The following is a 19,632-nucleotide window of genomic DNA, read 5'->3' on the forward strand; positions in this document are numbered from 1 at the left end:
TTTTTTTTAGTCTATCTTTTAATTTTTTATAATTTTGTAATAATAAATAAGTTAGAATTATGAAACCTGAAGTAACAACAGATTTTCAAACCGGTCAGGCAGAAATATTTAAGAACCCTTTTTTGGAACGGTTAACCAAAACAGATCCTATCTCAAATATTATAGTTTATGGTTTGGTTAATGCCATTTTGGTCTATATAGCTATTGGTGTTATAGGATTGAGTGTTTGGGCTTTTTTAGGTTTGTTTGTATTTGGTTTGTTCTTTTGGACGTTTGCTGAATATATGTTACATCGTTTTGTGTTTCATTGGGTTACAGAAGCTAAATGGTCTCAAAGGTTTCATTTTATCATGCACGGAGCGCATCATCATTACCCAACAGATAAAGAACGTTTATTAATGCCACCAGTTCCTGGTATCATCCTGGCTTCTTTGTTGTTCGGGATGTTTTATGTTGTTTTTTGGATGATTGGGTATTCAAATTTGGTCTATGGGTTCTTCCCTGGCTTTTTTATAGGTTATTTAATGTACTCTTTTGTGCATAGAGCCACACATGTAATGCGTCCTCCCAAACGTTTTAGGGATTTATGGCATCATCATAGTCTGCATCATTACAAATATCCCAATAAAGCGTTTGGTGTTTCCAATACGTTTTGGGATAGAGTATTTGGAACCATGCCTCCTAAAAAGGAAAAAAAGAAAGCTTAAATTTAGTAGTCTGTCTCAATTTTCATGGGTTTTTTAAAAAATCCAATAAATTTTTTACCCCTTCCGTAGCCGATTTTGGGATAACCGTAATTTTCTGGTTGCGAACCCTTGCAGGTTTAGGGTCTATATAGTAAATAGGTGTTTGGCTTGGAACAAAATCCATTAAACTGGCAGCTGGATACACTTGCATGGAAGTGCCTATAATAACCAAAATATCTGCTGTTTCACAAATATCAATTGCTTTTTCTATCATTGGCACAGCTTCTCCAAACCAAACAATATGTGGTCTCATTTGGTGTCCTTGTTGACACAAGTCTCCTAATTGGATGTCTGTTTTCCAGGTTTTAATATCCTGTTCGTTCTTACTGCTTCTGGCCTTGAGCAACTCGCCATGCAAATGAATGATGTTGGAACTTCCAGCACGTTCATGTAAATCATCCACATTCTGGGTGATTATGGTTACTTTATAAGTGCTTTCCAAAGCAGCTAAAGCTATATGGGCTTCGTTTGGTTTTACAGAAAGCAACTGTTTTCGTCTTTGGTTATAAAAATTTAAAACCAATTCTGGATTTTTGGCAAAACCTTGTGGTGTGGCCACTTCCATAACATCATGTCCTTCCCAAAGTCCGTCGGCATCTCTAAAGGTTTTAATGCCACTTTCGGCACTTATTCCTGCTCCTGTAAGTACAACTAGATGTTTCATTTGGTGAAACTATAAAATTTAGTTCATAAATAAAACAAAAAAGGAAGACGACTTCATTTTAAAAATTTATATATTATGTGTAATATTACAGATAATTAATTTTTTGAATATGAAGAAGCTGCTTAAGTTGCTAAATGTCTTGTTGCCATGTATGGTGTTAATGGGTTGCAGTAGTGATGATCACATTACACCTATTCCTTCAAGTTTAACTTCTAAAACCTATGCTGTATCCTCAATTTTCGATAACAATGTCAATGGAACAGCAAAGTTTATTAAAAACGATGATAATTCTACAACCGTAGAAATTCGTTTGACTGGAATTTCTACTGGAACATCGCATCCTGCATCCATAAATTTCAATACTGCTGCCGAAGGTGGTGACATTGCTATTACATTAAATGATGTTAACGATACTACTGGCTTCAGTACCACCACATTTTCAACATTAGATAGTGGAACAAGCATAACCTATGATGATTTGTTGAGTTTTGATGGATACGTGAATGTGCTTTATAGTGAGTCGCAACCAGACCATATTCTTGCTCAAGGTGATATTGGACAAAACGAACTGACAGATGTTTCCAAAACATACAGTTTAAGTGAAAAGGATGTGCCTGGAATATCTGGACTGGCCACTTTTTATGAAAGGGAAAATGGTGAAGCCCTTGCCATTATTCAAATAACCAATGCAGTAAATGGGATGATGCATCCTGCACATATCCATAACAACACTGCTGTAGAAGGTGGAGATATAGCATTTACCTTTAATCCTGTTGATGGGAACACAGGAATAAGTGCAACCAATATAGCTGCTTTGGATAACGATGTTGCGTTTTTATACATAGATATCATAGATTTTGATGGTTATATTAATGTGCATGAAAGCGATATGAGTTTAGGAACCATTGTGGCACAAGGTGACATTGGACAAAACGAATTGTCTGGTGTTTCCACATCTTATGTTTTAAACGAAGTGAATACCTCAGGAATCTCTGGAACAGCTACATTTTACGGTAGAAATAATGGTGAGGCTTTGGCTGTAATTGCGTTGCAAAACACACCTGTGGATGGGCTGCATCCTGCCTATATTTACTCCAACGATGTTGCTACAACTGGTGATATTATCTTCACTTTTAATCCAGTGGATGGTAACACAGGAATAAGCGAAACCAATGTATCTGCTTTGGACGATAATGCTGTATTTGGTTACGATGATGTATTGGGTGTTAATGGTCATATAAACGTACTTTTAAGTGAAGCACAACCAACCATTGTTTCTCAAGGCAATATAGGGGCAAACGATTAAGATGTTTAAGTTTTAATACTGAAGACCTGATGTCACAGTCAGGTTTTTTATTTTTATGACATGGTAGATTTAAAATTATTGGCATACCTGGAAAGTTACCTAACCGAAAACAGAAGGCAACGTTTTGATAAGGTTTTAGAGGAACGAACCAAACATTTTACGGTGGCTACAGAAGATGTGTACCAACTTCACAATACCAGTGCAGTCATTAGAAGTTGTGATGTGTTTGGAATACAGGAAGTGCATATTGTGGAAGAAAGAAATTCCAAACGTATTGATAGGGAAATTGCCATGGGAGCCCAGAAATGGGTGGATTTAAACAGGTTCCATTCCGTGAAAACCTGTATTCAGGATTTAAAACAAAAAGGCTATCAAATTGTAGCTACCACACCTCATGCCAACAACTGTTTGCTTCATGAATTTGATGTGACCAAAAAATCTTGTTTTTTCTTCGGAAGAGAAACAGAAGGACTGTCTCAAGAGGTTATTGACCAAGCAGATACGTTCTTGAAAATTCCTATGTACGGATTTACAGAAAGTTTAAACATTTCGGTTTCTGCAGCTATTGTTTTACAGCATGTAACCACCAAACTAAAACAAACAGATATAGACTGGAAACTTAGTTTGGAAGAACAGCAACAAAAACGATTGGATTGGATCAAGAAAACCATTAAAAGTTATGATGAGATTGTGGAGCGGTTTTATGAGTCATCTTAGCAGTTGTTTCAATATCGCAGAAAACATAAATAAAAAAACCGAAAGAATTTCTTTCGGTTTTTTTAATTTATAATTTGCCGTATTTCCTATTTCGGCTTAGCACTTTATACTCTTCATAACATTCGCTAATGGCGTCCAGGATTTGCAGGTCGTTTGCAGTTTCAATAAAATTCTTGGAATAATTGCATTGTCTGATAATTTCATCCAAATCCACTCGATCCACTTGCAACAGTGCCACCAACATTTCCCTATCGAACCTATTGGCCAGAAGGGTTCTTATTTCGTCGTCTTGCTTCATTTTCTTTAACTTACGCATTTCGTTGGGTTGTTTGCCAAACATGCTATGTAAAAAATCGGCTGGATTAAAAACTGCGCCAAGGACTCTGGTTACAGCATTTGATGATGAACCACCTGCTTCATATCCTGTTTGTAATCCGGAAATACTGTAACGATAATTGGTGTTCATAGGAACTTGTTGAATATCCACTTCCAAAAAACCTGTAAGTTTAAACTCGTTGACTACTACTTCTTCCAAGGCAAAAGCCAATTCAGTCAATTCTATGGTAGAACTGCCAAACTTTATCCAGTCGTTCGTAACCCGAACACGAATGGACTTAAACCCTAAATACGAAAAATGAAGGGTATCTGTTGCTTTGGCTTTAATTTCAAATTCCCCTCTGGCATTGGTAGTTGTTCCTTTTACTTGATTGATATTAACAATATTAACACTTTCCAAAGGCACACCTTCGGTAGCATTAATAACAACCCCTTTAACAGTTGTGTCTTCCTGACCAAACATTAGGGAGGTTCCTAAAAAAAGAGTAAAAAGAAAAAATAGTTTTTTCATTAAAGCCATATTGAGCATAAAAGTACTAAACTAAACGAAAATACGTCTAGGGTTCTTATATTTTGACTAAAAATTAACAAAATTACTGACTGTTAAGGCAGTAAAGTTTAACGTCTGGATCGTCTAGGCCTTGATAAACCAGCTTCAGACTTAGAACGTCTTGGTCGGGATTCGTTGCTTACAGAGCTGCGTCTGTCGCTTCTGTTACCCTCGCCTCTAGAACCAGAACGTCTGTCTCCTCTTGGTTTATCATCACTACGTCTTTTACTTCCTCCACCATCACGACGTCTTTTGTTCCTACTGGTTCCTTTACCTTTGTCTTCGCTTATTTCAACATTTACAAAGCGTCCTTCATGTTTAAAATCTGTAAAGAAAGCCAATACTTTTTCCTGAAGTTCTTTTTCAGTATTGAAGAATGAGAAACTTTCTTTTACATCTACTTTAAAAACATCGTCCCTTCCTAAGTCTAGGGCTTCTTTTAAGAAATCTTTCAATTTCATCCAGTCGTAACCATCCTTCCTACCTACGTTAATAAAATAACGTGTGTCGTTGCTGTTTCCGCCAAAACCACGTCCACTTTCACGACTGTCTTCACCACGTGAGGTATCAGTTATATTCAGGTTTTTGGTTTTTTGGTAGTAATTAAAGAATCTGGTAAACTCAACCGAGAAGAATTTTTTAATCAATTCGTCTTTGGTAGTGTCAGCAAAGAGCTTGTTGATGCTTTCCAAATATTTATCAATTTCATGGTTGATTTCTGTATGGTGAATTTTATTGGCAAGCGACATTAATTGAACTTCGCAAATTTCCATCCCATCTGGTATGTCTTTTTTTACAAAATCTTTTTTTATAATGCGCTCAATGCTTTTTATTTTCCGAACCTCACTTTTTGAAACAATAACCATGGAAACACCTGTTTTTCCGGCACGTCCAGTACGTCCAGACCTGTGTGTGTAGGTTTCAATTTCGTCTGGTAATTGATAGTTTATAACATGTGTAATATCGTCCACATCTATCCCACGAGCAGCAACATCTGTAGCCACCAACATTTGTATTTGTTTGTTTCGGAAGGATTTCATGACCAAATCACGTTGGTTCTGACTTAAATCGCCATGTAAAGCGCCAGCACTATAGCCATCTTCTATTAATTGCTCGGCTACTTTTTGAGTATCGCGTTTGGTTCTACAGAAAATAACCGAAAAAATATCTGGATTGGCGTCTGCCAAACGCTTTAAGGCTTGATAACGGTCTCTGGCATTTACCAAATAGTATTCATGAGACACCTGATTGGTACTTTCGTTTTTGTTCCCTACGGTTATTTCAATAGGGTTTTTCATGAATTTTTTAGCAATATTGGCTACTTCTTTAGGCATGGTAGCACTAAAAAGCCATGTACTTTTATCTTGTGGTGTATGTGATAAAATATCTGTGATATCTTCATAAAATCCCATGTTCAACATTTCATCAGCTTCATCCAACACAGCATATTCTATTTTTGAGATGTCAACCATGTTACGACTAATCATATCTTTCATTCTACCAGGAGTTGCCACAATAATTTGGGCACCTCTTTTAACTTCCCTGGCTTGCTCTGTAATGCTGGCACCACCATAAATGGCAACCACATGAAGTCCTTTGCAATATTTTCCGTATTGTTTAAGTTCGTTGGTGATCTGTAAGCAAAGTTCACGGGTAGGGGATAGAATCAATCCTTGGGTTGTTCTGCTATCTATTTGAATTTTTTGCAACATGGGAAAGCCAAAAGCAGCAGTTTTACCTGTTCCGGTTTGCGCTAAGGCAACCAAATCGGTTTCTTTTTCAAGTAAAATAGGGATGGCTTTGGCTTGGACATCACTTGGGGTTTCAAAACCCATGTCTGTAATAGCTTGCAATAGGTCGTTATTAAGACCTAAATCTTGGAATGTGTTCATTCGTTTAAATAAGTATTCGATTATATTTTGTGGTGTTACAAAAGAAGCGAATCGACATACTTAAACCTAAACCTCCAGTAACACATCCTCTCTCTGAGGAATTTTTTTTCAGAACTTTAGGCTCTGATAAATTTCGTGCAAAGGTACACTTTTATTTTATATGTTAATGGTAATTGTGTAAGAATCTAAATATTAGTTGCATGAGAGGTTTGCAAGAACAATTTTTAAATGGATATAACTGTAGTTCTTATGCGTATTGATTTGTTAACGTGTTAAGATAATCAACCAATTGTCCAACAGCTTTTCCACGATGTCCAATTTGGTTTTTTTCTTCTAGGGATAATTCTGCAAACGTTTTTGTGTTCCCTTCGGCTTTAAAAATAGGGTCGTACCCAAAACCGTGTTCACCATGTTTTTCTTTGGTAATGTTCCCTTTGCAAATACCTGTGAAGGTTTTTAGTTCTCCATCTAGATGCAATGCTATAACCGTTTTAAACTGGGCTTGTCTGTTGGTTTTGTCTTTTAATTTTTCAAGCAATAAATTCATATTGTCATCGGCATCGCGTTGTGGTCCTGCATATCTGGCAGAATACACTCCTGGTTCACCATGTAAAATTGGAACTTCCAAACCTGTATCGTCTGCAAAACAGTTGTAACCATAATGTAATTTAATGTATTCTGCTTTTTGTATGGCATTGCCTTCTATGGTGTTTTGAGTTTCAGGAATATCTTCCAAACAGCCAATATCTTTTAAGCTAAGCAGCTTAATGGATGCTGGTATCAATACTTGAACTTCCTTGAGTTTGTTTAGGTTGTTGGTGGCAAATACGAGTTGCATAGGCGATAAATTGTTAAAAAGACCTGTTATTTTATTTCAAAACAACGGAAAATAATATTAAATTCATTGAAAATTTTAAAAATTTACAATCTCCAAAATCTTTATGGTGAAACAACCACTTCTATTTATCTGTCTTTTGTGTTTTTGCATGTCTATGCAAGCCCAGAAATTAAAAGAGTTGGATTCGTTAAGTGCCAGGGAAGTATTGGATACCTTGCTAATAGATAGGGATATGAACAATTGGTCCATTAGGTTGTTTACCAATTACAAAGGGCAAAGTTTTAATTTGATAAACGATAACGACAAGTTGTCTTTTAAACCCAATAACAGAGCTGGTGTGGGTTTTGGTTTGGGAACCAGCAAATTAATTATAGATATTGCTTTTAATTTAAAAGGTCAGGAAGAAAATCCTACGCAACGTTTTGATATGCAAGGTTCTTTGATTGTAGGTTATAATCATTTGGTAAGTTTGTACGTTCAGAGGTACAAAGGGTTTAATGTAAAAAACAATTTTAATGCTCCTGAATTTTTTAGGGACGATATCACTTCACTATCATTAGGTCTAAGTTATTTGTACACGTTTGATAGAATTTCGTTTTCTTCTTCAACGTTAAGGGCAGGTTTGGTTAAAGAAGAAAGAAAGCATTATATAACAGGTGGTATTGGTGGATTTATGGTTTATGATAATTTTTCTGGAGACAGCTCTTTGATTCCAGACAATGAGACATTTAATCCTGATGCCTATTTAAACGAATTTAAAGGAACTGGCTTGGGGATTTCGGGAGGTTTATTGGCTGTTTTTGTTTTGCCAGCCAACTTTTTTGCCACTTTAAATGTCATCCCAGGAATTGGAGTTATGTATAAAAAAGCACAATCAGACGTAAATGATTATAGGGTCTCCAATCCTTTGTTGTATAAATTGGATTATAATGCAGGAATTGGTTATAGTTATAAGCGTTTTTATGCCACGTTGGTTTATGGAAGCAGTATTTATACCACTAATTTAGATTATGGCTTAAATTACTTATTCAGTAATACCAAAGCCAAAATTTCTGTAGGATATAAAATTAAGGTGGATAAAAAGCTTAAAACACCTTTTTAATTTTTTTGATGTTTTATCATCTTTAAATACAGGTTCTCAACTTTGGTTCTGGCCCAAGGCGTTCGTCTTAAAAACTTTAAACTGGATGTTATGGATGGGTTGTCTTGAAAACAACGAATACGTATCTTTTGTCCCAAATACTCCCAACCATAGTGGGCTTCAAGTTCTGTTACAATTTGCTCCAGTTTAATACCATGCAAGGGATTGTTGGGTTGTGTGCTCATTTATAAATCTTGAACCAATTCTTTTATTTTCACAGCTTTTTCAAAATGATCCAATTTTTGGGTTAAAATCCACCAGGTGGCAGCTTCCATCAGTAATTCCGGATTATCGTTTTTATTTGCGAAAAAGGCATAAAAAGACAAACCAACATGAGTACCTTTTTGGGCTATTTTCTGATTACAAACAGCTATTATTTTATTTTTTAATTCTTTTGTCACAACAAATTTATCTTCTGCTTTTTGGTGCTCTATTGGGATTCTGTTTGGCTTTACGATTACTGTTCTTGCCTTTGTTGGAGAAAGCTCTGTTGGAATTCCTGTTTGGTCCACCACCTCGTTTTTTTGGTTCTGTTGACGCATTTGGGTCTGGTTCAAACCCTTCCAGGATATCTACAGGGATTTTCATGCCTACCAATTTTTCAATATCCCTTAAATAGGTCGTTTCGTCTGCACTTACCAAAGATATGGCTTCTCCACTGGCTCCAGCACGACCTGTCCTGCCAATTCTATGCACATAATCCTCTGAAATGTTTGGCAATTCAAAATTAACCACATGTGGTAACAAAGGAATATCCAAACCTCGAGCTGCAATATCTGTGGCTACCATAACACGAATACTTCCATTTTTAAATCCAGCCAAAGCTTTGGTCCTGGCACCTTGACTTTTATTGCCATGGATGGCTGCTGCAGAAATATTGGCACTCACCATTTTTTTGCACAGTTTGTTGGCGCCATGTTTGGTTCTTGTAAAGACCAATACTTGCTTCCAGTTGCCTTCGGAAATTAACTTGATGATTAAATCGGTTTTTTTACCACTTGCAACACGATATACTTTTTGGTTAATGGCATCAACTGTTGAGTTTTCTGGTGTCGCTTCTACTTGAACAGGATGATGTAAAATGCCGTTTGCCAATTTCCTGATGTCTTTTGAGAAGGTTGCCGAAAACATTAAGTTTTGGCGTTTGGCAGGCATTTTGCTCATTATTCGTTCCATATCGCGCAAAAAGCCCATGTCCAACATCCTATCGGCTTCATCCAAAACAAATATCTCTACTCTTTTTAACGATAACAACCCTTGACTTTCCAAATCCAGCAAACGTCCTGGAGTGGCCACCAAAACATCTATACCTTGACGTATGGCTGCTGCTTGCGGTTTTTGGTTGACACCTCCAAAAATAACGGCACTTCTTATGTTTAAAAATTCACTGTATTCTTTTACGTTGGCATACACTTGGGCAGCCAATTCACGTGTTGGGGTTAATATCAAGGCACGAATTGGCCTAAATTTAGAGTTTTCACTTTCAGAAAGAATATGAAGTAAAGGCAAGGTAAATCCTGCTGTTTTTCCTGTTCCGGTTTGGGCAGAAGCCAAGACATCTTTACCTTGTAAGATAGGAGGAATGGCTTTTAGCTGAATAGGAGACGGTTCATTATATCCCTTTTTACTGATTGCCTTAAGAATGGCTTCAGAAAGGCCTAATGTGTTAAATGACATAGATTGTTTTTGTTGAATGACAATTTGAATGCCATTTTAAATTTGCTGCAAAGTTACAGCTAATTTTCCCGATGTCACTTTTTATTTCATGTGTTTATATTTATTTTTTTTACAAGGTCACATGCAACATCCATATAATCATTTCGCTATGTGACAAAATTTTTGGTCAAAGATGTTTCATTTTATTAAAGGCATAGACAGGATAAATCGATTAAATATGTGTTAAACAGCTTATCATAGGTTAAAAGCACTCCTTAAATTACACAGGTTTTTCAGTTAAAACACAAAGGATTTGTTTTTATTGTAAAAAGAATTAACTTGGTCAAACAACATTTTTAGCAAACAAACAACTAGTTATCTGAATGTTATGTTGTGGACTTTAATTAAAAATAATCAAAAATAAAATAGAGATATGAGACTTAAAAAGATGGTAAAAAAAGCCATGCCAAATTTTATAATGAACCAGATTCATTCGTATAAGAGAGCAGCAGGACTAAAGAAGGATGCAGAAGAATTCAGTAAGCTTGAAACAGTTGCTTGTGATGCTTCCAATTTACGTTCTGCACATGGTATATCGCTTTCAAGTATCTTAAATTCGGATACTATTGAAGCTCAATGGGCTCAATCCAAAAAAGAAATCGAAAAATTTACCATTCCTGGTAATACTGGTGGAGTCAATTATGGTGACAGAAGAGCTATCTATTATTTAATTAATTATTTTAAACCTCAAACCATTCTGGAAATAGGAACTCACATAGGAGCTTCCACTTTAAATATTGCTTCTGCACTTTATCACAGTCAAGTTAAACAAGGTAACAAGGTAGATTTTACCACTTTGGATATAAGAGATGTTAATTGTACCAAAACAAAGCCTTGGTTGGATTATGGCACTAAATATTCACCTTTGGAAATGATTGAAAATTTTAATTACGATTCCTTCGTTACTTTTATTTCCAATACCTCTTTGGAGTTTCTGTCCAAAAACGATAAACAATACGATTTTATTTTTTTGGATGGAGACCATTCTCAAGCCACTGTTTACAAAGAAGTCCCTTTGGCCTTGAGTAGGCTTAAGAAAAATGGTGTTATCTTATTGCACGATTATTTTCCAAACTCAAAACCGTTATGGTCTAACGGAACTGTTATTTATGGACCTCATGTGGCCGTTGAAAGACTCATTAAAGAAGGAGCCGATTTGGTTGTATTGCCATTGGGCGAACTGCCTTGGCCAACCAAATTAGATTCCAATGTAACCAGTTTGGCCTTGCTTATGAGAAAGAGTGATTAAACTGTTTTTAAATTGGTTAGGAACAATAGATATTTTTTCAATATGTGAACCAACTTTTAAAAAACGAACACGAGACTTGTAGTTTTTTTAAGAAATTTTTAAGATGTATTTTTTATGTAATTGATAAATATCAGTTGAAATATGTTTCTTTTTAAATAATATTGTAATAGATTACAAATTCAATAAAAAACAATTATCATGAACATTATCATTCAATACGTAAACATGGATTCCAGCGAATCCCTATCTCAATACACAACCGAAAAATTAGAAAAATTAGCAAAAAAATACGATTGGTTAATTTCTTGTGATGTGTTTTTTAAACAAGATAACAATCAAAAAGAACAAGGTAAAATTTGTAATATGGAGTTAAGTTTGCCTGGACCTAGAATATTTGCTACTTCAACAGAGAAAAATTTTGAGATGGCAGTAAAAGAAACCATTCACGATTTGGATATTCAGCTTAAAAAAAGAAAGCAGACTTATTCCACACATTAGTTTCTTTAAATTCGTTTTTAAAAAAATAAAACCACAAGTTTACTGGTAATAGTGAATTTGTGGTTTTTTTGTGAGTATTTGTTATTTTTTGGTTTCCCATAAAACATTGTTTTCTAGCATAGGCGCAATGATGTTAAATGTCAAAACACTTTGTTGATTTATAATTAGATAAAGCAAGTTCAATATAGAGTTGTTGGTTAAGACAAAGGTAGTTGTTGTAGCGTTAATGTGTTTGGGTTTAGGAATTTTATTTTAGGGTTTGGGTTTATTGATGATGATAAGGCTCGTTCCTTAAAATGGTAAACCCTCTGTAAAGTTGTTCCACAACAAACAACCGAATCATTTGATGTGAAAAAGTCATTTTAGAAAAAGATAGTTTCCCTTGGGCTTTGCTGTAAACCTCATTGGAAAAACCATAAGGACCACCAATTGCAAAAACCAATTGCTTGATACCAGAATTCATGTGTTTTTGTAAATATTCCGAAAATCCAACAGAACTCAATTGCTTACCGTTTTCATCCAATAATATCAATATGTCCTGATTTTGCAGTTTGCTTAAAATCAGTTCGCCTTCTTTTTGTTTCTGTTGGTCTTCGCTTAAATTTTTAACCTTCTTTAAATCCGGAATAATCTCAAATTCAAATTTTACATAAAAGCCCAAACGTTTCTGATAATCGTCTATTAAAGCTTGAAGTTGCTTGTTGTCTGTTTTGCCAATGGCTAAAAGTTTTATTTGCATATCTTGATAAGTAGAGCTTAAACCCCAATCCTGTTAAAAATTAAAAACAAATTTACGTTTTAATTGGAATTAAGAATTTAGAATGCCAAGAATTTACTTTTCAATTAGTATTTTTACGGTAAATTATTTCGCAAATGATTAGTAAAGAACAGTTCCAAAAAGAAATAGAATTAATAGTTGCAAACGCCATTCGTGAAGATGTAGGAGATGGAGACCATAGCTCGTTAGCATGTATTCCGGAACAGGCTACAGGAAAGGCCAAATTATTGGTCAAGGACAATGGCATAATTGCTGGCGTGGAGTTTGCCAAAACAGTTTTCCAACATATAGACAAAGACCTAAAAATGGACATCCTAATTGAAGACGGTTCTAAGGTGGCATATGGCGACATTGTATTTTATGTTGAAGGTGCTTCCCAATCTATTTTAAAGGCTGAGCGATTGGTGTTGAATGCCATGCAGCGCATGAGTGCCATAGCTACCAAAACCAAGCAGTTTGTAGATTTGCTGGAAGGTACAGGAACTAAAATTTTAGACACTAGGAAAACCACTCCTGGCATTCGGGCTTTAGAAAAATGGGCTGTTAAAATTGGAGGAGGCGAAAACCACAGGTTTGCACTTTACGATATGATTATGTTAAAGGACAACCACATAGATTTTGCTGGAGGCATTACAAAAGCCATCAATAAAACCAAAGCGTACCTTAAAAACACCAATAGGGACTTAAAGATTATTGTAGAAGCAAGAAATTTGGAAGAGATCCAGGAAATTCTCCAAAACAAAGGTGTTTACAGGATTTTGATAGACAATTTTAACTATGAGGACACCAAAAAGGCAGTGGCTTTAATTGGAGATACTTGTTTAACAGAATCTTCTGGAGGCATCAACGAAAAAACCATTAGAAAATATGCCGAATGTGGTGTGGACTACATTTCTTCGGGAGCGTTAACCCATTCTGTTTACAACATGGACTTAAGCCTAAAAGCAGTATGATTCTTAATTTAAAGTTTCAAATTCAAAGTTCAACATTCAAAATTTGTCTAAAAACAAGAAAATCTTGAATCTTAAATTAAAAATCTTGAATTAATAAATGACCAAGCCCATAGAAGATAAATTAAGCAAAATCCCTGTTTTAAACTGGATTGTAAGCTTTTTGAAAAAAATTAAATTACCTGGTTTGGAAGGGCTTTCGTTGTACGATTTAATGGAATTGTATATTATAGGTATTGGAAAAGGCGCGTTAACAACCAGAGCAAGTGCCATAGCATTTAGCTTTTTTACAGCTTTGTTTCCTTTTTTGCTCTTTATATTGATTATAATCCCATTAATCCCAATTGACGATTTTAGAATAGAGTTTTTAAATTTTTTAAATTCATTTTTACCACCTACCACATCCGATTTTTTCTTTAAAAATATTTTCGAGAATATTGAAGCTACAGAGCGTGGAGGTTTATTGTCCTCTGTGTTTTTAGTGTCCATTTTTTTAATGGCAAATGGTATTAGCGCAGTATTTGCTGGTTTTGAAAGTTCTTACCACGAACAACTCACCAGAAATGTGGTAAAACAATATCTATTTGCCATGGGAGTGGCTTTAATATTATCTTTTTTATTGATAATCACTGTTGTGGTGCTAGGGTATTTTGAAATTTATGTATTGGGGAATTTAGAAAGTCATGGAATTTTGGAAAAAAGCAATCTGCAATTCTGGATTCCTTTTGCTAAATATGTGTTTTTTGTGATTATGGTTTACCTGGCTACAGCTGTATTGTATTATTTTGGAACCAGGGAAGGTAAAGAATCCAGGTTTTTCTCTGTTGGCGCTTTGTTTACAACCATTTTAATTATTTTAAGTTCGTATTTATTTGGAATATATATTGAAAATTTCTCCAAATATAATGAGCTTTATGGTTCTATTGGAGCCTTATTGATCTTGCTGTTTTATTTGTGGTTGAATTCCAACATTTTGCTTTTGGGCTACGAGTTGAACGCCTCACTGAACCGATTGAAAAAAATAAAGAGTAATGTTTATATTTTAAATACCAATAAACCAAACGATACGGATAAACAACCTTAAGGTTCCCTTTTTTTAACAGATAGAAAAAACTTAACAAAAACACCATTCAGCCTTGCACTTTATAGACGTCATACTTCCCTTACCACTTCCAAAACTGTTTACCTATAGCATTACGGAAGCTGAAGCCGGTTTTTTAACACCAGGAATGCGTGTGTCCGTGCCTTTTGGAAAAGCAAAATTTTATACAGCTTTGGTGTTTAACATTCATACTACCGAACCACATGCCTATGAGGCCAAGGACATTCATCAAATTTTAGATAACGAAGCAATTGTAACCCAAAAACAATTGGAACATTGGCAATGGATTTCAGAATATTACATGTGCACATTGGGCGATGTCATGCGAGCAGCCTTGCCAAACGCCTTCTTGTTGGAAAGTGAGACCATCATCACAAAAAACACCGAAACACAAGTAAATGAGACAGAACTTCAGGATGAGGAGTTTTTGATTTTTGAAGCTTTAAACCATCAAACATCCCTTAAAATCCAAGATATAGTAAGTATTTTGGATAAAAAAAATGTGCTGCCTGTTATTAAAAGCATGTTGGATAAGCGCATTGTTTTGGTTGAAGAGGAAATTTATGAAAAATACAAACCCAAACTGGTACGCTATGTAAAATTACAGACAAAATTTTCTTCGGAAAAACATCTGCAAGATCTTTTGGAAGACCTTAGCAGAGCGCCAAAACAAAGAGAGGTCGTACTAACATTGTTTACACTTTCGGCTCAAACCAAAAAGCCCATAAAAGTTTCGGAATTGACAGACAAAAGCAATGCGTCTTCAGCCATAGTAAAATCATTGATAGATAAAGACATTCTAGAAGAATATTACATTCAAACAGATAGGATTCAATATTCTGGAGAAAAAAACAATCCTTTAAAAACGCTTAATGAACCTCAAAAAATAGCCTTTCAAGAAATTAAGGCATCTTTTGAAAAGTACCATATTACTTTGTTACATGGTGTCACGTCTTCTGGTAAAACAGAAATTTATGTCAAATTAATTGAAGAGGTTTTACAACAAGGGAAACAAGTTCTGTACCTGTTACCTGAAATTGCTTTAACAACGCAATTGGTAAATAGGTTACAGGATTATTTTGGAGAAAAAGTAGCGGTGTTCCATTCTAAATATTCATCTCAGGAACGTGTTGAGGTTTGGAATCACTTAATACATCATTCGTCTAAAGCACAAATAATTTTAGGGGCTCGTTCTTCGGTTTTATTGCCTTTTCATGATTTGGGATTGGTTATTGTGGACGAAGAGCACGAATCGTCTTATAAACAATTTGATCCAGCTCCAAGATATCATGCAAGAGATACAGCTATTGTTTTGGCACATTTGTTTCAATGTAAAACACTTTTAGGCTCTGCAACTCCCAGTATTGAGAGTTATTACAATACCAAATTGCAGAAGTATGGGTTGGTTGAATTATCCACCAGGTACAATAATGTATTGATGCCTGATATAGAGCTTGTGGATATTAAGGACAAGCATAAGCGCAAACGCATGACAGGACATTTTAGCGACAGATTGATTGAAGAAATGACAGAAACGCTTAAAGAAGGTCATCAAATTATTCTGTTTCAAAACAGGAGAGGTTTTTCGCCCATTGTAGAATGTCAAACCTGTGGTGTGTCTCCACAATGCCCAAATTGCGATGTGAGTTTAACCTACCATCAATACAAAGATCAACTGCGTTGTCATTATTGTGGCTATCACTCAGTAATGATTAAAGCCTGTGAAGCCTGTGGGAGTGTGGATTTGGATACCAAAGGCTTTGGTACGCAACAAGTAGAGGAGGAGGTAAACAAGCTTTTTCCCAATTATAAAGTGGCTAGAATGGATTTGGACACGACCAGAGGGAAATATGGTTACGAAAAAATAATCACGGCTTTCGAACAGCAAGAAGTGGATATTTTGGTTGGTACACAAATGCTTACCAAGGGCTTGGATTTTAGACATGTAAAATTGGTAGGTATCATGAATGCAGACAACATGCTTAATTTTCCGGATTTTAGGGCTCATGAACGTAGTTTTCAACTTATGTTGCAAGTGTCTGGACGAGCAGGAAGAACCGAAAAAAGAGGGAAAGTGCTCATTCAAACCTATAATCCATACCATAAGATTTTACAGCAAGTAACTACAAATTCTTACATGGAAATGTATGAGGAGCAAATGGACGAACGCCGAAACTTTAAATATCCACCTATTTACAGACTAATTAAAATTACCTTTAAACACCGTAATTACAATAAGGTAAATGTTGCTGCCGACTGGTATGCCAAATCCTTGCGTATGGTTTTTAAAACCGATATTTTAGGACCTGAATTTCCACCTGTTTCCAGGATAAGAAATCAATTTATAAAACATATAATTGTTAAAATTCCACCAAAGCAATCTGTATCTAAAACTAAAGAAGCTATTATTAAAATTAATAATAGCTTCTTCGCTGTAAAAGATTTTAGGGCTGTAAGAGTAATTTTAAATGTTGATAATTACTAGTTTTAAGTGATGTTGTTTAAAGCATCTACCAGTTGGGTCTTTTTGTTTCTGCTTAAAGGGATTTCGTAAGCGCCAACTTCAACATTCTTACTGTTAAACCTGTCAATTTTATCTAAATTGACAATATAGGATTTATGGATTCTTAAAAACTTGCCTTCAGGAAGTTCACTTTCAAAAGCTTTCATGGTGGAAAGTACTACCAAGCTGGTTTCTTCGGTAACCAGTTTTACATAATCGCCAAGCGCTTCAATCCATTTAATGTCTTTAATGTAAACTTTACGTTTTTTAAGGTTGCTTTTTACAAAAATGTGCTCGCCTTCGGTTTCGTTAAAGTCTAATTTTAATTTATGTTGCTCTACAGCTTTGTCAACAGCAGTATTAAAACGTTCCCTGGTTATCGGTTTGTGCAGGTAATCTGTGGCATCATAATTAAATGCCTTAAAAGCATACTCGGTTTTTCCGGTAACAAATATAATTTGAGGCTTGTTGTTTAATACATCTAAAAGTTCAAACCCATTTAACACTGGCATTTCAATGTCTAAAAAGATTAAGTCAACTTTATGGGTATTAAGTCCATTTTTAGTCTCTAGAGCACTATTGTATTCTGCAATTAGGTTAAGGGATGGATGATTTTCAATCAACTTAACAATTGAGAGGCGCTGAATTGCTGAGTCATCAACTACTACACAGTTTAAAGTCATAACATTTAGTTTATTTCGGTTAAGATATCGACAATAGTACGAAAAATTCGGTTAAAAACCAAAAAACATCGGTAAAACGTTAATTTTAACATAATTTAACATTTCAAATTTAAGCATTAAATATGTTTCTTTTAATGTTGTAATATATAAATAAAATACCTATTTTTGCACCCATTTTTAACAATAAATATAATTTAATATGAATCATTACGAAACTGTTTTCATCTTAAATCCCGTTTTATCTGAGACCCAGATAAAGGAAACAGTACAGAAATACGAAGATTTTCTTGTTTCTCGTGGAGCCAAGATGATAGCTAAAGAAGATTGGGGACTAAAAAAATTAGCTTACCCAATTCAAAACAAAAAAAGTGGTTTTTATCACTTATTCGAATACCAAGTAGCTGGTGAAGTTATCAATCCATTAGAAGTGGAGTTTAGACGAGATGAGCGTTTTATGCGTTACCTAACGGTTACTTTAGACAAGCATGCTGTGGCTTGGGCAGAGAGAAGAAGAGAAAAACTTAAACAAAAAGCGTAATTATGTCATCTATAGAACAACAAGCAAAAGGAAAAAAGGACGGAGAAATTAGATATTTAACGCCTTTAAATATAGAAACCAACAAAAATAAAAAATATTGTCGTTTCAAGAAATCTGGAATTAAGTATGTAGACTACAAAGATGCAGACTGGTTGTTAGGTTTTGTAAACGAACAAGGGAAAATTTTACCAAGACGTTTAACAGGAACTTCTTTAAAATACCAAAGAAAAGTTTCTGTGGCTGTTAAAAGAGCACGTCATTTAGCATTAATGCCTTACGTGGCCGATTTATTAAAATAAAATACTCATAACAATGGAACTTATATTAAAACAAGACGTTGAAAATTTAGGATTTAAAGACGATATTGTAACAGTTAAGAGCGGTTATGGTAGAAACTTTTTAATTCCACAAAAGCTAGCTGTATTGGCTACAGCTTCTGCTAAAAAGGTACTTGCCGAAAACTTAAAGCAATGTGCTTATAAAGAAAAGAAAGTAATTGAAGATGCTAGCAAAACTGCTGAAGCAATTAAAGCATTGGAAATTAAAATCCCAGCTAAAGCTACAGAAGGTGCTTCTGCAGGAGATAAATTATTTGGTTCTATTACCAAATTGGATTTAGTGGAAGCTTTTGAAAAAGCAGGTCACGAAATCGACAAAAAATTCATTAGTATTACAGGTGGAAACATCAAACGTTTAGGTCAGTACAATGCTGTAATTCGTTTGCACAGGGAAGTAACTTTCGAAATCCCTTTTGAAGTTATTGCTCAATCATAATATCTCTGGTCAACATATGAAAAGCCTCAACCTTGTTGGGGCTTTTTTTTTAAAATAGGATTTCTATGAGCAACTGCCAACAGGCAAGTTCACGGAACTTATAATGCTTATTTAAGCCTGTTTTACGGGAACCATTTGTCCAATAAATCAATAAAAGCATCAAATGAAATACGCGAGATTAACAAAAGAACAATTTGAAGAACTGCATAAAGAATTCATAAATTTTCTTGCAACACAAACCATTACAGCTCAGGAATGGGATGATATTAAGAAAAACAAACCCGAAGTGGCCGAACAGGAATTGGATGTGTTTAGCGATCTGGTTTGGGAAGGTGTCTTGAATAAGGTTGTGTACATAGAACATATTTCGCCACAGCAAATTCATTTGTTTCATCTTAATGATGAACACATGCACTTAATAGCCATAAAAATCAAGAATCCAATAGATTTAACTACTACAGACGGTTTTAATTGGCTAAGAGAAAACTTAATGGATGACGATGTGGAGTTTTTACAAGCTAAAAAAGACTATTCTGAAGATAGAAATGCCGATAAGTTTAAACTCATTCAACAAGGAGGCGTAATAACCAAAGGCGATTTATTTAAGTATTTTGATAAGTTGATTAATTAGTGTCATAGCAAGCCTGTCTG

22 protein-coding genes are annotated in these 19,632 nt (G+C 35.0%); 13 read left to right on the forward strand and 9 right to left on the reverse strand.

Going from position 1 to position 19,632, the window contains the following annotated elements:
- Positions 1 to 59 precede the first annotated feature (59 nt).
- On the forward strand, positions 60 to 707 hold the full coding sequence (locus tag D778_RS09260) for a sterol desaturase family protein (protein WP_007649978.1): 648 nt from the start codon (positions 60 to 62) through the stop codon (positions 705 to 707).
- A gap of 22 nt (positions 708 to 729) precedes the next feature.
- Here the strand turns inward: D778_RS09260 and D778_RS09265 are convergent, their stop codons facing one another.
- The gene (locus tag D778_RS09265) at positions 730 to 1,410 is read right to left on the reverse strand and encodes an SIR2 family NAD-dependent protein deacylase (RefSeq protein ID WP_007649980.1); all 681 of its coding nucleotides are present in this window, start codon (positions 1,408 to 1,410) and stop codon (positions 730 to 732) included.
- Between the two features lie 109 nt (positions 1,411 to 1,519).
- Here D778_RS09265 and D778_RS09270 point away from each other — a divergent pair, with 109 nt between their 5' ends.
- Both D778_RS09270 and D778_RS09275 read left to right on the forward strand, forming a co-directional pair.
- Complete coding sequence (locus D778_RS09270) at positions 1,520 to 2,716, forward strand: hypothetical protein (protein WP_040492023.1); 1,197 nt, start codon at positions 1,520 to 1,522, stop codon at positions 2,714 to 2,716.
- 60 nt (positions 2,717 to 2,776) lie between these two features.
- On the forward strand, positions 2,777 to 3,433 hold the full coding sequence (locus tag D778_RS09275) for a TrmH family RNA methyltransferase (protein ID WP_007649982.1): 657 nt from the start codon (positions 2,777 to 2,779) through the stop codon (positions 3,431 to 3,433).
- A 67-nt stretch (positions 3,434 to 3,500) separates the two neighbouring features.
- On the opposite strand, the gene D778_RS09280 is transcribed toward D778_RS09275, so the two are convergent.
- The 3 genes from D778_RS09280 to D778_RS09290 all read right to left on the reverse strand — a co-directional run bounded on the left by D778_RS09280 (position 3,501) and on the right by D778_RS09290 (position 7,049).
- Positions 3,501 to 4,280 (reverse strand): carboxypeptidase-like regulatory domain-containing protein, encoded by a 780-nt coding sequence (locus tag D778_RS09280; RefSeq protein ID WP_040492047.1) that lies wholly within the window; start codon positions 4,278 to 4,280, stop codon positions 3,501 to 3,503.
- 107 nt (positions 4,281 to 4,387) lie between these two features.
- On the reverse strand, positions 4,388 to 6,211 hold the full coding sequence (locus D778_RS09285) for a DEAD/DEAH box helicase (protein ID WP_007649984.1): 1,824 nt from the start codon (positions 6,209 to 6,211) through the stop codon (positions 4,388 to 4,390).
- Positions 6,212 to 6,458: 247 nt separating this feature from the next.
- Positions 6,459 to 7,049 carry a non-canonical purine NTP diphosphatase gene (locus D778_RS09290; RefSeq protein WP_007649985.1) on the reverse strand — a complete coding sequence of 197 codons (591 nt, stop codon included), beginning with the start codon at positions 7,047 to 7,049 and terminating at the stop codon, positions 6,459 to 6,461.
- A 154-nt stretch (positions 7,050 to 7,203) separates the two neighbouring features.
- Here D778_RS09290 and D778_RS09295 point away from each other — a divergent pair, with 154 nt between their 5' ends.
- Entirely contained in the window at positions 7,204 to 8,151 is a 948-nt protein-coding gene (locus D778_RS09295; protein WP_007649986.1) for a DUF4421 family protein, read from the forward strand.
- Here D778_RS09295 and D778_RS09300 read toward each other — a convergent pair.
- Genes D778_RS09300 through D778_RS09310 form a run of 3 tightly spaced genes read right to left on the reverse strand, consistent with a single transcriptional unit; the run spans position 8,148 to position 9,867 of the window.
- Positions 8,148 to 8,375 (reverse strand): VF530 family protein, encoded by a 228-nt coding sequence (locus D778_RS09300; RefSeq protein ID WP_007649987.1) that lies wholly within the window; start codon positions 8,373 to 8,375, stop codon positions 8,148 to 8,150. The two genes, D778_RS09295 and D778_RS09300, sit on opposite strands and share 4 nt — an antisense overlap.
- Positions 8,376 to 8,591, reverse strand: coding sequence for a DUF6500 family protein (locus D778_RS09305; RefSeq protein WP_007649988.1), 216 nt, complete (start codon positions 8,589 to 8,591; stop codon positions 8,376 to 8,378). It lies immediately after the preceding gene.
- 7 nt (positions 8,592 to 8,598) lie between these two features.
- On the reverse strand, positions 8,599 to 9,867 hold the full coding sequence (locus tag D778_RS09310; RefSeq protein WP_007649989.1) for a DEAD/DEAH box helicase: 1,269 nt from the start codon (positions 9,865 to 9,867) through the stop codon (positions 8,599 to 8,601).
- A 412-nt stretch (positions 9,868 to 10,279) separates the two neighbouring features.
- On the opposite strand from D778_RS09310, the gene D778_RS09315 reads away from it, so the two are divergent.
- On the forward strand, positions 10,280 to 11,155 hold the full coding sequence (locus D778_RS09315; protein ID WP_040492025.1) for an O-methyltransferase: 876 nt from the start codon (positions 10,280 to 10,282) through the stop codon (positions 11,153 to 11,155).
- Positions 11,156 to 11,353: 198 nt separating this feature from the next.
- The gene (gene hpf, locus D778_RS09320; RefSeq protein WP_007649991.1) at positions 11,354 to 11,653 is read left to right on the forward strand and encodes a ribosome hibernation-promoting factor, HPF/YfiA family; all 300 of its coding nucleotides are present in this window, start codon (positions 11,354 to 11,356) and stop codon (positions 11,651 to 11,653) included.
- A gap of 265 nt (positions 11,654 to 11,918) precedes the next feature.
- Here the strand turns inward: hpf and rlmH are convergent, their stop codons facing one another.
- A complete protein-coding gene (gene rlmH, locus D778_RS09325; RefSeq protein ID WP_007649993.1) occupies positions 11,919 to 12,392 on the reverse strand; it encodes a 23S rRNA (pseudouridine(1915)-N(3))-methyltransferase RlmH in 474 nt (157 codons plus the stop codon).
- 134 nt (positions 12,393 to 12,526) lie between these two features.
- Here rlmH and nadC point away from each other — a divergent pair, with 134 nt between their 5' ends.
- From nadC to priA, 3 genes are all read left to right on the forward strand, one after another.
- Positions 12,527 to 13,384: a carboxylating nicotinate-nucleotide diphosphorylase gene (gene nadC, locus D778_RS09330; RefSeq protein ID WP_007649995.1), complete on the forward strand. Its 858-nt coding sequence runs from the start codon at positions 12,527 to 12,529 to the stop codon at positions 13,382 to 13,384.
- Positions 13,385 to 13,481: 97 nt separating this feature from the next.
- Positions 13,482 to 14,465 carry a YihY/virulence factor BrkB family protein gene (locus tag D778_RS09335; protein WP_007649997.1) on the forward strand — a complete coding sequence of 328 codons (984 nt, stop codon included), beginning with the start codon at positions 13,482 to 13,484 and terminating at the stop codon, positions 14,463 to 14,465.
- A 52-nt stretch (positions 14,466 to 14,517) separates the two neighbouring features.
- Positions 14,518 to 16,968, forward strand: a complete 2,451-nt coding sequence (priA, locus tag D778_RS09340; RefSeq protein ID WP_007650012.1) for a replication restart helicase PriA — start codon at positions 14,518 to 14,520, stop codon at positions 16,966 to 16,968.
- Positions 16,969 to 16,970: 2 nt separating this feature from the next.
- Here priA and D778_RS09345 read toward each other — a convergent pair whose 3' ends face one another.
- The gene (locus tag D778_RS09345) at positions 16,971 to 17,669 is read right to left on the reverse strand and encodes a LytR/AlgR family response regulator transcription factor (RefSeq protein ID WP_040492027.1); all 699 of its coding nucleotides are present in this window, start codon (positions 17,667 to 17,669) and stop codon (positions 16,971 to 16,973) included.
- A gap of 199 nt (positions 17,670 to 17,868) precedes the next feature.
- Here D778_RS09345 and rpsF point away from each other — a divergent pair, with 199 nt between their 5' ends.
- The 4 genes from rpsF (at position 17,869) to D778_RS09365 (ending at position 19,612) form a co-directional block, all read left to right on the forward strand.
- Positions 17,869 to 18,207 (forward strand): 30S ribosomal protein S6, encoded by a 339-nt coding sequence (gene rpsF, locus D778_RS09350; protein ID WP_007650016.1) that lies wholly within the window; start codon positions 17,869 to 17,871, stop codon positions 18,205 to 18,207.
- 2 nt (positions 18,208 to 18,209) lie between these two features.
- Complete coding sequence (gene rpsR / locus D778_RS09355; RefSeq protein ID WP_007650017.1) at positions 18,210 to 18,506, forward strand: 30S ribosomal protein S18; 297 nt, start codon at positions 18,210 to 18,212, stop codon at positions 18,504 to 18,506.
- 13 nt (positions 18,507 to 18,519) lie between these two features.
- A complete protein-coding gene (rplI, locus tag D778_RS09360; RefSeq protein ID WP_007650018.1) occupies positions 18,520 to 18,981 on the forward strand; it encodes a 50S ribosomal protein L9 in 462 nt (153 codons plus the stop codon).
- Between the two features lie 163 nt (positions 18,982 to 19,144).
- On the forward strand, positions 19,145 to 19,612 hold the full coding sequence (locus D778_RS09365) for a DUF6495 family protein (RefSeq protein WP_007650020.1): 468 nt from the start codon (positions 19,145 to 19,147) through the stop codon (positions 19,610 to 19,612).
- Positions 19,613 to 19,632 lie beyond the last annotated feature (20 nt).

Origin of the sequence: Xanthomarina gelatinilytica (assembly GCF_000348685.1) — a bacterium.
Taxonomy (GTDB): domain Bacteria; phylum Bacteroidota; class Bacteroidia; order Flavobacteriales; family Flavobacteriaceae; genus Xanthomarina; species Xanthomarina gelatinilytica.